The sequence below is a fragment of the Moraxella sp. 179-F 1C4 NHS genome (assembly GCF_045370505.1).
GTDB lineage: Bacteria > Pseudomonadota > Gammaproteobacteria > Pseudomonadales > Moraxellaceae > Faucicola > Faucicola tetraodonis.
In genome coordinates, this window is sequence record NZ_JBIQEC010000002.1 from 117,375 (window position 1) to 132,403 (window position 15,029).

The window sequence follows — 15,029 nt, forward strand, 5'->3', positions numbered from 1 at the left end:
CTCAAAGTGATAAATAGGCTCGTCATAGCCTACAACGCATCAGTCGTCTGATGGCTGACCTTCGCTACTTTGTACCGCTTTAGAAATCAGATTCATCATATAGTTAGCGTTAGCTGTCACTTCATCATAGTGAAAGCGTAGACGTGGGGTAGTGCGGGTTTTTAGCAAATGACTAAGCTCAGTACGCAAAAAACCTGATGCTTTGTTGAGCACTTCTAAGCTCTCGGTATGATAATCTTTTGCCATGGCATCATCCATCGACTTTTCCATGATGGTGACATAGATATCAGCATAACCCAAATCTGGGCTGATTTTGACACTAGAAATGGTCACAAACCCAGTCAAGCGGGGGTCGTTAATCTCGTCACGAATCAAAACCGCTAGGTCGCGCTGAATTTGATCGGCAAGACGTTGTAAACGTTGATTCATTGGTAATCCTTTTTATAGTAAAAAAAGGTCTAATTAACCTAGATTAATTAGACCTCTGGGAAGGTTGCTAATAGCAAGCTGGCAATATTAGGTTGTCAGATTAGCTTATAAGGTACGTTTGACTTCATGAATCTCGAAGACTTCAATCTTATCGCCTTCTTTTACTTCATAACCTTTCACCGCTAGACCACACTCCATACCAGCACGCACCTCATTAACATCCTCTTTAAAGCGACGTAATGATTGTAATTGACCGGTGAAAATAACTTGGTCATCACGCAATACCCGAATTGGCTTGTTACGGATAATATTACCTTCCGTCACCATACAACCCGCTGCATAACCAAAGCGACTAGAATGGAAGACTTCACGTACTTCTGCGATACCCAAGATTTGCTCACGATGTTCTGGCGCAAGTAAACCGCTCATCGCCGCTTTCACATCATCAATCAACCCATAGATAACACTATAGTAGCGAATATCTAAGCCTGCTTCATCCGCTTTGCGTTTGGCAGCGGTATCGGCACGAACGTTGAAGCCTAATAATACCGCTTCGCTTGATTCAGCGAGTACCACATCCGATTCGGTGATTGGACCGACACCCGATGAGATGACTTTGACTTTAACTTCATCCGTAGATAATTCATCAAGCGCGGTTAACAAGGCTTCTAGTGAACCTCGAACATCAGTTTTAAGAATCAAATTAACGGAAGGTAGTTTGGCATCGCTCATTTGGTCAAACAAGTTTTCTAAGCGTGATTTGGCTTGACGTTCAAGCACTTTTTCACGCTCACGCACCGTGCGATATTCTGCAACTTCGCGCGCACGTTTCTCATCTGAAACCACCATAAACTCGCTACCAGCCGCTGGTGTATCAGGCAGACCTAAGATTTCAACAGGAATCGAAGGACCCGCTGAGGTGATTTTTTGACCGTTTTCATCGGTCATAGCACGGACGCGTCCATAATATTCGCCAGCAAGTACCAAGTCACCTTGATTTAAAGTACCTTGTTTAACCAGCAAACTGACCACTGCTCCGCGACCTTTTTCAAGACGTGATTCAATTACCACACCTTGTGCTGCACCGTCAGTAGCGACTTCAAGTTCCATCACTTCTGCTTGTAGGTTAATCACTTCGAGCAATTCATCGATGCCTTGACCTGTTAACGCAGAGACTTTGACCACCGGTGTGTCACCGCCCCATTCTTCAGGAACGACTTCTTTGGTGGTTAGTTCGTTGAGGACGCGGTCTGGATCGGCGCTGTCTTTATCCATCTTGTTGATAGCCACGATAATCGGGGTACCTGCGGCACGCGCATGGTCAATCGCTTCAGCCGTCTGCGGCATCATACCGTCATCGGCTGCAACCACTAACACCACGATATCTGTCGCTTTGGCACCACGAGAACGCATCGCGGTAAATGCGGCGTGACCTGGGGTGTCTAAGAAAGTAATAACGCCTTGGTCAGTCTGCACATGATAAGCACCGATATGCTGAGTAATACCACCTGCCTCGCCCGATGCCACTTTACTTGAACGGATCTTATCGAGCAGGGACGTTTTACCGTGGTCAACGTGACCCATGATGGTAACCACAGGCGGACGCGCTTGGACATTGCTACTTTTCTCGCCCACCGCCTCACGTAGTGAATCTTCAACTTGTGTTGAGCTCACAAGCACTGGGTTATGACCCATTTCTTCAACAAGTAGGGCAGCGGTTTCTTGGTCGATGGATTCGTTTTCACGGACCAACTCGCCCATTTTCATTAACATTTTGACGACTTCGCGTACTTTGATTGCCATTTTTTGGGCAAGTTCAGATACTACGATGGTCTCACCGATTTCAACGTTATGCACGATTTTTTCAACCGGTTTTTCAAATTTGTGTCTATTGGCTTGCGATGATTTTAGGCCGCGACCACGGTTCTTAATCTCTTGCTCACCTTCATCGTCACGGCGACGACGACGGTTTTTGTTCGCAGTGCTTGCGGTGCCGCGTTTAATTTCACGGCGTTCTTGTTCAAATGAGTCTTCAAGCGCTGCGCCCACCAAACCTTCTGCCAATGGTTCATCTTTTTTGACAACCATCGTAGTTTCAGTATCGGTTTCGCTATATTTACTCGCCATTTGGCGCATTTGCTCAAGGGTACGCTGCTGAGCTTCTTCAGCGGCTTTACGGCGATTTTCTGATTCGATTTGACGTAAGCGTTCTTCTTCTGCTTCACGCGCTTTGCGTTCACTATCCGATTCTTTTTTCGGCGCAGGTTTTTTGTCAGCTTTTTTGACTTCGATTGCCGCAGTTTTGTTGCCTTTTTTCACTACCACACTGGTGGTTGTGTGCTCTTTGGCAGCTTGACTACCACCACCTAAGTTAGCACGCATTGCAGCTAAAGTGGCTTGTTGACGCGCTTCAGCGGCTTGTTTGGCTTTGTCTTTTTCAGCTTGTTCTTGGGCGGCTTTTTCTTTTGCCAAACGCGCTTTTTCTTCAGCTTCTTTGGCCGCTGCTTCACGCAACGCTAGTTCTTCAGCGATTTTATTGGGATTTGGTTTATCAAATACCATTTTTTTGCGTACTTCAACATTGACACTTTTGGCTTTACCAGAAGTGCCTGTCACCCGCGCAGTAGAAGTGGTTTTGCTTTTTAAGCTAATGCGAGGTTTGTCATTTTGACCATGACTTTGTTGTAAAAAGCTGACCAGTTTTTGTTGTTCGCTATCGGTGACGATGTCATTGTCACCGCGCGCAGACAGCCCTGCCTTGACCAGTTGATTATTAATTGCTTCAACGGTCTTGTTGGTCATTGCTGCAAGTTCTTTTACGGTTTTATCTGCCATTCATACACCTTTTTTAATTAAACCATGATTCACGGGCTTTCATAATGAGCTCACCTGCGGTCTTTTCATCAAGACCTTCGATATCTTGGATATCAAAGATGGCTTGTTCGGCAAGGTCGTCGACGGTGATGACGTCACGTTCGGCAAGCTTGTAGGCCCATGCTTGAGTCATGCCTTCAAGGTTTAGAAGCTCTTGGCTTGGCTCTTTAATATTTTGTTGTTTGACCAATTCATCGGCGATTACCGCTTCTTTGGCACGTTCTTGGATTGCGTCGATGGCGTCATCATCTAGCCCATCGATGTCATAGAAAGTCTCAGCAGGGACATACGCAACTTCTTCAAGTGAGGTAAATCCAATATCCACCAAGGCTTGTGCCAAATCTTCATCGACTTCAAGACGTGTGTAGAATAGGTCGCGATACACTTTGGTTTCTGATTCTTGTTGTGCATTGTACTCGTCTTCGAGCATCATGTTAAGACGATAACCTGTTAATTCTGATGCAAGGCGCACGTTTTGACCTTGTGAGCCAATCGCACGGGCCAACTGATCGTTAGTGGCAAAGATGATATCTGCAGTTTTGGTATCTTCATCAAGAATAATACGATCGACATCGGCTGGTTCCAAAGCGCTGATAATGTACTGCACTGCATCATCCGACCATACCACGACGTCGATACGCTCGCCTTCAAGCTCTTGTTGCACCGCTTGGATACGGGTGCCACGCATACCAATACAAGCACCGACAGGGTCGATACGATGATCATTGGTTTTGACTGAAATCTTAGCACGTAAGCCAGGTTGACGCGCAACATCACGAATTTCAATGATTTGCTCAGCAATCTCTGGTACTTCTTTTTGCATCAGTGCCGTCAGCATTTGTGGTGAGGTACGAGACAATACGAGCTGAGCACCACGGTTATCACGATTGACTTGCTCCAAAATCGCATTGATACGACCTTTGATGCGTAGCTGCTCACGGGGCAACATTTTATCGCGTGGTAGATAGCCTTCGACATTATCGCCCAAATCAATAATATAACCATCGCGCGCCGGTTTTTTGACTTCACCCGTAATCATCTCGCCGATACGATGTTCAAATGCATCTGCCACCAGTGAGCGTTCAGCTTCACGGATTTTTTGAATAATGACTTGTTTGGCTTGGGTAGCAGCAATACGACCAAATTCAATGGATTCGATTTGTTCTTCTTTGACGTCGCCGATTTTCCACTCGTTTTCATCCAAATCGCTAATTGCTAGCTGACAGGCAGGCATTTCATGATCTTCATCTGCCACTACTGTCCAATAACGGTAAGTGTCATAGTCGCCCGTTTTGCGATTAATATGCACGCGCAAGGCAACTTCAGGCTGCTCACTATAAACTTTCTTTTTGGTCGATACCACCAAGGCTTGCTCAATCGCTTCAAAAATATCTTCAGGATTTAAGCCTTTTTCATTACTGACGGTTTCAACGACCGTTAAAATTTCTCGATTCATGTAATCACCTATAATTTAAGTCATTCTAGACTTTATTCTTTAAAATCTTGCTTTTAGCTAGAAAAGAGTTAGCTAGAAGACATAGCGTAAAAAAGGCGTTAACCCCAAATTTAAAAGCTAAAATTGGTAGACCAAATTGGCTTTATCAATATTATCAAGCTCGATGGCTAAAAGTTGGTCATTGACTTGATCATTTTCAGTTTTGACCATCAACTGGCGCTCGTCAATATTGACCAATTCGCCTGTGACTTTACGGCGCTTATCACTACCTTGTCCAATCGCATGAATCAATCGTAAGCTGAGGGTTTGCCCCACATAGTCATGCAGCTGCTCAGCAGAAAAAAACGCGCGGTCTAAACCGGGCGAAGACACCTCAAGTAGATACTCGCCTGCAATCGGGTCGTGTAAGTCTAACACACCACCGACTTGGTGGGTGACCGCAGCACAGTCTTCAATAGTGACTTGTTTGCCTTCGGCACGGTCTTCAGGTAGGGCTTCAATATAAATACGAAGAAGAGAGCGTCGACCTTGTGGTACAAATTCAATACCCCACAAGCTCACATCACAGGCAGTTACTGCTGGCTCAATGATTTGGGTCAGTTCAGCAACTTTCGTTGATAGTTTCATGATATCCTTTACAGTTGATTATTAACATCTTTGTTGATTTTAAAAGCTAATTTTAAAAATCGGTAAATTACTAAAACGCAACCGCTAATTTAGCAAAACTTAAGTTTTTTCGAAACCAACAGATACAAAAAAACCCACAAACTAATTGGTGGGCTTTAAATCAATAAAAGTGTGTCTAAATTGATTTTTCTAGTAATGATACCAAAGCAATGCTACTAGAAAAGTGGTAGCGGGGGCTGGATTTGAACCAACGACCTTCGGGTTATGAGCCCGACGAGCTACCAGACTGCTCCACCCCGCAACAATTCAGAGAGCGTATTATAGAGTGAGATATTAACCTTGTCAACAGTTATTTAAAATTAATTTAGTTGGTGCGAATGGAGGGACTCGAACCCTCACACCTTGCGGCACTACCACCTCAAGGTAGCGTGTCTACCAATTCCACCACAATCGCAAAAAACCAAACTACTTTAACCAAGCTATTTTTTAAATAACAACACTCTAAAATAGACGCTGTATTCTAGGTCAAAACTACCAATAACGCAACATTTTTTTTAATTACTTATTTGGATGGTGTAGGCGTCGTTGGTGTAGGGCTTGCAGGCGCAGTATTAGTCGCTAGGCTGGTATCAAGAGTACGACTAGATAGCGATTGCTGTTTAGCAAATACTGCCAGTGTCATACTGGTAATAAAGAAAATTGCTGTTAAAACCGCCGTCAAGCGCGTCAAAAAGTTGGCAGAGCCAGACGCACCAAATACGGTTGCCGAACCACCTGCACCAAATGAAGCGCCGGCATCGGCACCTTTACCGTGTTGAACTAAAATCAGACCAATCATTGAAATCGCGACAATGATATGAACCACTAAAATTGCATTATACATACTTATCTCTACAAAACTTGATAGCACTGATGCCCAACAAGAACGCTGTCAGTGGCAAAAGTAAAAAATTTTAAATGGGTGATATTTTACCTTAAATTTGGGCAAATGCTTGAATAATTTGTGTAAAGCCAGTCGCGTCAAGTGATGCCCCGCCTACCAACACCCCATTTACATTTGGGCATTGGGCGATTTCTGCAGCATTATCCGCTTTCACACTGCCACCATACAATATCGGTGTGGTCGCTAAAGAGGCATCCATGTCCATTAATGTGATGTTGATAAAGGCATGAATGTTTTGTACTTCTTGTATAGTTGGGATTTTACCTGTACCAATCGCCCAAACCGGTTCATAAGCGATAATTAACTTAGAGGATAAGTTATCACATTCAGCGGCTAGTTGTTTAACCACCGTTAATTGCGCTGCTAGCACATCTTGGGTCTGATTTTGCTCATACTGGGCTTGTGTTTCACCGATACAAAAAACAACGGTTAAATCATGGGCAAAGGCATTGCGAATTTTTTGGATTAAACAAGTGTCATCTTCATTAAAATATTGACGGCGTTCTGAATGTCCGACTAAAACATAATTTACTTGAGCGTCTTTGAGCTGAGCACCCGAAACCTCCCCAGTAAACGCGCCTTTATCGGCGTGTTGTGCACATAAGTTTTGCGCAGCTAGCCCGATGTTGCATGACCCATGTTGGATGGCTTGTTGTGTAGTCGCTAAATGAATAAAACTTGGCGCGACAACCACGTTACAGCTTTGCAGTGCATCTGCGGGTAGCTGCTGCTGTAAATCGGTCATGAGGGCTGTGACAGTCAGCTGTGTGCTAGGATTCATTTTCCAATTAGCAATCACCCAAGAATTCTGCCAATTTGCTACATAATCAGATGCTTTCATAATGTCCCTGTCAATTGAGGTAAATGGTTATCTATGGATTTGCAAAGTATAAATGTCAAGATAACCTTAAAGTATAAGTAACGCTATTTAACATATCACGATGTAAAACATCACCATTTAAAGATATCAAGATATGAAAATAGGAGTATTTAGAATACCAGGCATAAAATGGTAGGTATTATATAAGCAATTGCCGCGATTTGCCGAATAAATTATTGGGTCACGCAAGTGAGGGGTTTAAAGAAGGTATAAAGTATAAAACAGTTTTATGAAGGTTGATGGAGATAAAATGCGTTAAAAAAATATTTATCGCTTAATTCACGGATTTGTCGAGAATGATTTGTTAATATATAAATGAATAGTTTACACTAACAAACATTAGCCCATTTGAATCAATATTGAGGGAACGAGAAAAACAATGGCAGCATCACTTCCTGGTTTTGGTGGCATTGCGTCACGATTAGTGCATGAAGGACTAATTAGCGAAGCGTCAATGCAAAAAGTATTGGCAGAATCGCAGCAGCAAAAAATAAATTTAATCGCCTATGTGGTTGATAATAAGCTTGCGCAACCAGACGCGGTAGCGTGGGTGATTTCGCGAGAATTTGGCGATCCCCTCATTGATTTGGATGCCATCAATGTCAACTATATTCCAAAAGAAGCGGTTGATGAGAAAATTATTCGCGAATTTAATATTCTGCCGATTTTTCAACGAGGTAGTCGCTTATTTGTTGCCATGAGTGACCCGACGCGGGTAGATGCTTTAGACGCGCTGCGATTTGGTACAAGATTTACTGTAGAAACAGTGGTTGCCGAACACCATAAAATAAAATCACTCATCGAAAAAATCTTTACTACCACCAATTTAGCTGATTTTGATGATATGGAAGCGGTGGAGTTTGATGAAACCCGCGCCGATGACGACAATAGTGCCACCAGTCATTTAGATGTCAATGATGAAGCGCCTGTCGTCAAGTTCGTTAATGGGATGCTCATCAAAGCCATTACCATGGGCGCTTCAGACTTACACTTTGAACCCTATGAAAAATCTTATCGCGTGCGTTTTCGTATTGATGGGGTGTTACAAAAAATGGCAAATCCACCGACGCAGCTAGCGGGTAAAATTGCTGCCCGCTTGAAAGTCATGTCACAAATGGACATCTCTGAACGCCGCGTGCCGCAAGATGGTCGTATCAAATTAAAAATTTCCAAGGATAAGGCAATTGATTTTCGTGTCAACTCATTGCCAACCTTATTTGGTGAAAAAATCGTACTGCGTATTTTAGACCCATCATCAGCGATGCTTGGGATTGATGCACTCGGCTATGAGCCTGACCAAAAGCAGCTATTTATGGATGCGCTGGCAAAACCGCAAGGGATGTTATTGATTACCGGCCCTACTGGTTCGGGTAAAACCGTCTCCTTGTACACGGGTCTTAATATCTTAAACACAGTTGAGACCAATATTTCTACCGCAGAAGATCCGGTTGAAATTAACCTTGAAGGCATTAATCAGGTCAACGTGAACAATAAAGTTGGCTTGACCTTTGCCAGTGCGCTCAAATCATTCTTGCGTCAAGACCCTGATATTGTGATGGTCGGTGAGATTCGTGACTTGGAAACGGCGGAAATTGCTGTCAAAGCTGCCCAAACAGGGCATATGGTGCTGTCAACCTTGCATACCAACTCAGCGCCAGAAACCTTAACGCGTCTGCGGAATATGGGTGTGGCATCTTTTAACATTGCCACCTCAGTCAATTTGGTAATCGCACAGCGCTTAGCACGTCGCCTATGTAAATCCTGCAAAAAACCGACAGATGTACCAAAAAATAGCTTGCTTGAAATGGGCTTTACGGAAGAAGATTTGGCAGATCCCAGCAATGTCATTTATGAGCCCGTTGGCTGCTCTGAATGCCGCGATGGCTATAAAGGACGTGTTGGTATTTATGAAGTGATGAAAGTAACACCAGAGATTGCCCGAATTATTATGGAAGACGGCAACGCTATTGAGATTAAAGACGCTGCTTTAAAGCAAGGGTTTAGGGATTTAAGGCGCTCAGGTATTTTAAAGGTTCTAAAAGGCACGACCAGTATCCAAGAGATGTATCGTGTTACTAGCGAATAGTGCGTTTTTCATCCGTCTTTATTGAAGATTAGTTCAGATAGTAAGGGGTTAAGGGTATGGCAAAAGTCCAAACAGAAATGTTATTAGACTTTGTCTATGATGGGGTGAATCGCCGTGGCGAGAAAGTTAAAGGCGAAACCACTAGCCGCAATATTGAGCTGGCAAAGGCGCAACTACGTAAGCAGGGCATCCAAGTCAAGACGATTAAGAAAAAACCTAAGCCTATTTTTCAAATGAAAAAAAGCATCAAGGCAATCGATATTGCTATCTTTGTGCGGCAGTTGGCTACGATGATGAAAGCGGGTGTACCCCTTACACAGTCGTTTGAAATCGTTGCAGATGCGCTCGATAACCCCTCAATGAAAGAGTTGGTGCTTAGTGTCAAGTCAGAAGTGGAATCAGGGAGCACCTTTGCTGCAGCGCTGCGCAAACATCCCAGATATTTTGATGACCTATTTTGTTCATTGGTAGAGGCAGGTGAGCAATCAGGTGCCCTTGAAACCATGCTTGAGCGTGTCGCGACGTATAAAGAAAAAAGCGAGCTACTAAAAGCAAAAATTAAAAAAGCTTTGAAATACCCGATTGCGGTTATCGTGGTTGCGATTATCGTTACCATTATTTTGTTGGTCAAAGTGGTACCGGTATTTGCTGATTTATTCCATTCATTTGGCGCAGAATTACCCGCGTTTACCCGGATGGTAGTCAGTATGTCAGAGTGGATGCAAAAATGGTGGTGGTTATTGCTATTTAGCATTGCAGGTGCTGTTGTTGGCTTTTCTGAAGCTAAAAAACGTAGCAAGCCCTTTAATGATTTTTTAGACCGACTTACCTTAAAATTGCCAATCTTTGGCAATATTGCTTATCAAGCGGTGGTTGCCCGTTTTTCCCGCACCTTATCTACCACTTTTGCGGCAGGTGTGCCGCTGATTGATGCGTTAGATTCAACCGCTGGAGCAACCAATAATGTGGTGTTTTATAATGCCACGCAAAAAATTAAAGGCGATGTTGCGACGGGTCAACAGCTGCAGTTTTCGATGCGTTCTACTAATCTTTTTCCCAGTATGGCTATTCAAATGGTCGGTATTGGTGAGGAGTCAGGTAGTCTAGAGGAAATGCTTGATAAAGTCGCGACTTATTATGAAAACGAAGTGGATAACGCCGTAGACGGGTTAACAAGTCTGATGGAACCGATGATTATGGCTGTTTTGGGGGTGCTGGTAGGGGGTCTGGTGATTGCCATGTATCTACCAATTTTCCAAATGGGCTCGGTGGTGGGCTAAATACGATGGGGATTTTTTCAGATTTTATTTTGTTACTACAACAGTCGCAATGGCTGACGTTGATTATGGTATCAATCTTGGGCTTGTGTGTGGGTAGTTTTTTAAATGTGGTGATTTATCGCACGCCTTTGATGATGGAGCAGCAGTGGAAGAACGAATGCCAGCTATTGCTCCATCCTGAAGCTGTTGCTGACCCTCATGAACCGGTTACCTTAAGCCGTCCCGCTTCTCGTTGCCCGCATTGTGGGCATTCAATACGTTGGTTTGAAAATCTACCTGTTGTTAGTTGGCTACTGTTAAAAGGAAAATGTAGTGAGTGTCATCACGCCATTGGTTATCGCTATCCGCTTGTGGAAATCATCACCGCTATTTTGTCTATGCTGGTGGTGATGAAATTTGGTGTTACTTGGCAAGCGCTGGCAGGATTAGCACTCACATGGACATTAGTGGCTTTAACAGGCATTGATTTTGATACCCAATTGTTGCCTGACCGATTGACATTGCCGTTAGCGGGATTGGGCTTATTTGTCAATGCCTTTGGCTTGTTTGTCAGTCCCACAGCGGCTATTTTTGGCTATGTGTTTGGGTTTTTATGCTTGTGGATTGTCTACCAACTGTTTTTGCTGATTACGGGCAAGCACGGGATGGGGCATGGCGATTTTAAATTATTAGCAGCTTTGGGGGCTTGGCTAGGGCCTTTGATGCTACCGTTAATTGTGCTTTTATCTGCGTTTGTCGGCTCGGTTGTGGGTGTGATATTGATGAAGCGATCTGGCGAGAGCAAACCTTTTGCTTTTGGACCTTATATCGCAATTGCCGGCATGATAGCACTTTTGTATGGGCAATCAATAATGTCGTGGTATCTAGGTAAAATGTCATGACGTCATTTATGGGTCAATTATCCGTGAATCAAGGAGGGGTTGCAATGTTGGTAGTGGGGCTTACAGGTGGCATCGGTAGTGGTAAATCACAAGTGAGCCATTGGTTCGATGCGCATGGAATTGTTATTATTGACGCAGATGTATTGGCACGTGACGTCGTTGCCAAAGATTCGCCAACGCTAAAAAAAATTGTCGCCAAATTTGGTGACTGGGTGATTGATGAGGCAGGTGAACTTAATCGCCGTGCCATGCGAGAGCATGTATTTGGTAGCGCGCAAGCGTTAATGGATTTGGAACAAATCACCCATCCTGCCATTCGCAGCCGTGCCAAAGAATTACTAGCAACTGCCCAGTCGCCCTATGTAATTTTGGTAGCACCCTTACTGTTAGAAGCCTCTGAAGCAGGGTTAGCCAATCTGTGTGAGCGAATATTGGTAGTTGATAGTCATGAATCCTTGCAGATTGAGCGCGCCAGTCAACGGGATGGTCAAACACCTGAACGTATTCAAAATATTATGGCAAATCAACTGTCGCGTCATGACAGGCTCAGACAAGCCGATGACATTGTCGACAACAATGGTAGCTTAGACGATTTGTATTTAAAACTTGAACAGTTGCACAAAAAATATTTGGCAATGGCAGGGGTTAATTAGCTTTAACGATAAAAAGCCGTCTGATTAAGACGGCTGTTAAGATTGCGACAAGTTCAATTATGATTTTACCGATGAGCGTTGACGAATCGCGGTCAGTGTATCATCAACTAGTAAATCACCGTTCAAAAATACATCCTGCAATAAATTATTCTGCTCAGCAAGCTCATCTTCACGCAGCGTCATATAACTACCCTGACGTTTGACCAAGGCTAAACGCCCGCGTTTGCTGCGTTTGCTCACACTGGTAATCGGGTCTTTATATACATCTCGCCAAAAACCGTCCACCCGTGCGCTGCTGGTCTTCATGGCAAAATTCAAAGTATCGCGGTTGACTTGTTGCAGTAGCCCGCCACCCATCCCAAAGGTGATATTGTCACTACTAAATCCGGCTTTAATCACCGCATCAATAATTTTACTCATGCTGGTGGGGTTAATACCATCACCTTGGATGAGTCGCACGTAGCTTGGCAGTAGCTTATAGCCTTTTGAGTTGGTGGTAGTGCCAAATTTCGCTGCAAGGCGCTGAAGGGCTTCACGCACCACTTTAATCGGATCGCCACTGTCAGGGCGAATGACTAACGTGCCACCTGTTTGCGCCACTTTTTCTTTTAGCTCACCACCCCAGATATTATCAATGGCATTCCATAAATCGTAGCTATCACTCACCACCGCAAAGGTTTTACCTTCACCGCCAAATTTGGCAATCATATTGCCATAGGCATCCGCTTCATGCTCACGTCCCCAAGTGGTCATGGTGCTATGTTCTGCTGCAGGAATGGAAAAAGCAGTCATGTCATTTTGCATACCATACCAACGATTGGCAGCCACAATCGCGCTTAAAGTATCTGTACCAGAAAAATTTACCAAGTGGGCAAGAGCACCAAGCGCAGCTGATTCAAGGCTAGACACCCCACGGGCGCCAAAATCATGCAATTTAAACGGTAGATTATTTAAGTTATCGGCGGATTTTTCCAAGCCTGCTTTGATGATTTGTTTACAATAATAAGAAAGGCTCGCCACAGTGCTAGGATACCAAATAGCGCGTAATAGTGTGGTCTCGATATAGCTTGTCAACCAGTAAAACTCAGGGTCGGTATTTACCACCTGACACAATACTTGACCCGTTGGTACCACCATACCCTCTGGTATCGCTTGAATGCGAAGTGGTAATAGACCCCTATGTTTGGCGACTAATTGTCGCCAGCCTGCTTCATTAAACGGTACGCCATGAGCCGCAAGTAGCACTTTGGCTTCATCTATATCAGCGTCGGTAATGGGTTTGGTAAGATACTGTTTTAAAAAAGCTTGTAGACCAAAAAATAGCACATTTTCAAAGTTGCTATTGCCGCCACGCGCTTCAATATAGCTAGATACGTACTCGGTATTTGGCGGGTATTGCAGCCAATGCGACGTCTTATAGCTGTCAGTATTTAAAATAAAATTGTCAAAATTTTGACTAAACATCACAGAACTCCTCTGTTGATTGCTTGCGCAGGTTAAAACCAAACCGTCTATCAGTTTGGCAGGAAAAAATCAGAGACCCACCATTTTACAAATAATGGCATAATGGTCTTCAAACAGTTTATCGGCTCTTAATTCAGCCAAGGGTAGCCAAAACGCTTTTTTGGCATCATCGCCACCTTTCACTGATGGTAAGCCTTTGGGGTCGTTTTTGAGCATAAAGTAAAACGCTTGGGTGATGGTACGACCACGAGCTGAGCGATACGGGTCATCAAAAGTGTGTTGACTATGGCGTGAGCCGCGCAGAACCGCTTCAGGTACTTTTAACCGGGTCTCCTCACGTAGCTCACGAATACAGGCGTCAAATAGCGTCTCTTTAGGGTCGATAAAGCCACCAGGCAATGCCCATAGTCCTTGACCTGGCATACCACGACGCTCCACCAATAAGATGTGTCCTGATTGAATGACCACCGCATCAACCGTCATAAAGGTGGGTGGGTAGGGGCTTGATTCCCATTGTTTTTTGTATTTATCAATGAAGCCAGCCTCTTCGTGTAGGCGTTTATATGCTTCGGTCTTTTTAAATGCCTTCATGACATCGGTTGTCGATTGCGGTACCGCATCGGTTAACGGATCGGCACCCAGCAAAAAGCCTTCGCGAATTGGCGTGGCAGACAACTCATGAAAATTGGGCACAGCCACTGACTGCCAATTTGGGAAAAGTGACAAGTAATACGATGATCTGTCTTTTGAATGTCCAATTAGACCAATATTGGCGTTTAAATCGCCGGTAACCGACTTCACGCACTGCTGCACGTATTGAAGCCATTTTGTGTCATTGTATAAGGCATCATCCAAACCGACACAATGTATGCGTTTGGCATCTTTTTTGTCAAAGGCGCCCAAAATCATTTGGCTACGCGCTTCAACACTAAAGCTATTGCGGATACTACTTGGCAAATTGGCAGAGCCAATGAGCATAATCACATTTTCAGCAAGCTTTAATGCTTCATCGACAACCGATTTATGACCTAAGTGAAACGGCTGAAAACGCCCGATAAACACCAAATAGTCATATTGATAGCCTTTTTTATTTTTGGGTGTGCTAAAACGCCCTTTATCTTCGGTAATGTCGTTTTTAGTAACCGTGATAGTGTCAGTCGTGTTATTTGGCATGACGCAAACTCCTTGCGAATGATAACGCCCTCGGTCTATCCAATAGCGTTTTGGTGATAAAGTTCGGTGATAAAGCATGTTTTTTTAACTATCTTGCCTAAACTTTCAACCAATGCCAAGTTATTTTTGGTTAAAGATAATGGCTAGATTCAAGTTTTGGCTTAGCTAAAAAATATTGTGACGACCCTTGATAAGCCAAAAAACCACCCCCAATAAAATCCGAGTAAATTACTCAAGTTTATGCTAAAATATGGGTAAAAATTGATGACAAGCTAGGGTGACA

Annotated in this window: 12 protein-coding genes and 2 tRNA genes; 4 read left to right on the forward strand and 10 right to left on the reverse strand. The window is 43.9% G+C overall.

Annotation, left to right across the window (positions count from 1 at the left end):
• Positions 1-39: 39 nt before the first annotated feature.
• The 8 genes from ACH0AB_RS01565 to tpiA form a co-directional block, all read right to left on the reverse strand.
• Positions 40-429: a ribosome-binding factor A gene (locus ACH0AB_RS01565; protein ID WP_007115084.1), complete on the reverse strand. Its 390-nt coding sequence runs from the start codon at positions 427-429 to the stop codon at positions 40-42.
• A gap of 105 nt (positions 430-534) precedes the next feature.
• Complete coding sequence (infB, locus tag ACH0AB_RS01570; RefSeq protein ID WP_406876899.1) at positions 535-3,264, reverse strand: translation initiation factor IF-2; 2,730 nt, start codon at positions 3,262-3,264, stop codon at positions 535-537.
• Positions 3,265-3,277: 13 nt separating this feature from the next.
• A complete protein-coding gene (nusA, locus tag ACH0AB_RS01575) occupies positions 3,278-4,759 on the reverse strand; it encodes a transcription termination factor NusA (protein WP_406876900.1) in 1,482 nt (493 codons plus the stop codon).
• Between the two features lie 117 nt (positions 4,760-4,876).
• Positions 4,877-5,386 carry a ribosome maturation factor RimP gene (rimP, locus tag ACH0AB_RS01580; protein WP_406876901.1) on the reverse strand — a complete coding sequence of 170 codons (510 nt, stop codon included), beginning with the start codon at positions 5,384-5,386 and terminating at the stop codon, positions 4,877-4,879.
• A 224-nt stretch (positions 5,387-5,610) separates the two neighbouring features.
• Positions 5,611-5,687, reverse strand: a tRNA-Met gene (locus ACH0AB_RS01585).
• 68 nt (positions 5,688-5,755) lie between these two features.
• Positions 5,756-5,840, reverse strand: a tRNA-Leu gene (locus ACH0AB_RS01590).
• 108 nt (positions 5,841-5,948) lie between these two features.
• Positions 5,949-6,269 (reverse strand): preprotein translocase subunit SecG, encoded by a 321-nt coding sequence (secG, locus tag ACH0AB_RS01595; protein WP_278931163.1) that lies wholly within the window; start codon positions 6,267-6,269, stop codon positions 5,949-5,951.
• 91 nt (positions 6,270-6,360) lie between these two features.
• Positions 6,361-7,170 carry a triose-phosphate isomerase gene (gene tpiA / locus ACH0AB_RS01600; protein ID WP_406876902.1) on the reverse strand — a complete coding sequence of 270 codons (810 nt, stop codon included), beginning with the start codon at positions 7,168-7,170 and terminating at the stop codon, positions 6,361-6,363.
• 418 nt (positions 7,171-7,588) lie between these two features.
• Between tpiA and pilB the strand changes: the two genes are divergently transcribed.
• From pilB to coaE, 4 genes are read left to right on the forward strand one after another with little or no spacing between them, the layout of a single operon-like run.
• Positions 7,589-9,295 (forward strand): type IV-A pilus assembly ATPase PilB, encoded by a 1,707-nt coding sequence (gene pilB / locus ACH0AB_RS01605; RefSeq protein WP_406876903.1) that lies wholly within the window; start codon positions 7,589-7,591, stop codon positions 9,293-9,295.
• A 56-nt stretch (positions 9,296-9,351) separates the two neighbouring features.
• Positions 9,352-10,575, forward strand: a complete 1,224-nt coding sequence (locus ACH0AB_RS01610; protein ID WP_406876904.1) for a type II secretion system F family protein — start codon at positions 9,352-9,354, stop codon at positions 10,573-10,575.
• A gap of 5 nt (positions 10,576-10,580) precedes the next feature.
• Positions 10,581-11,456: a prepilin peptidase gene (locus ACH0AB_RS01615; RefSeq protein ID WP_406876905.1), complete on the forward strand. Its 876-nt coding sequence runs from the start codon at positions 10,581-10,583 to the stop codon at positions 11,454-11,456.
• A complete protein-coding gene (gene coaE, locus ACH0AB_RS01620) occupies positions 11,453-12,109 on the forward strand; it encodes a dephospho-CoA kinase (protein WP_406876906.1) in 657 nt (218 codons plus the stop codon). The genes ACH0AB_RS01615 and coaE overlap by 4 nt, the downstream gene beginning before the upstream one ends.
• Positions 12,110-12,166: 57 nt before the next feature.
• On the opposite strand, the gene ACH0AB_RS01625 is transcribed toward coaE, so the two are convergent.
• Positions 12,167-13,573, reverse strand: a complete 1,407-nt coding sequence (locus ACH0AB_RS01625) for a nicotinate phosphoribosyltransferase (protein WP_406876907.1) — start codon at positions 13,571-13,573, stop codon at positions 12,167-12,169.
• 69 nt (positions 13,574-13,642) lie between these two features.
• On the reverse strand, positions 13,643-14,746 hold the full coding sequence (locus ACH0AB_RS01630) for a bifunctional nicotinamide-nucleotide adenylyltransferase/Nudix hydroxylase (protein ID WP_406876908.1): 1,104 nt from the start codon (positions 14,744-14,746) through the stop codon (positions 13,643-13,645).
• Positions 14,747-15,029: the final 283 nt, after the last annotated feature.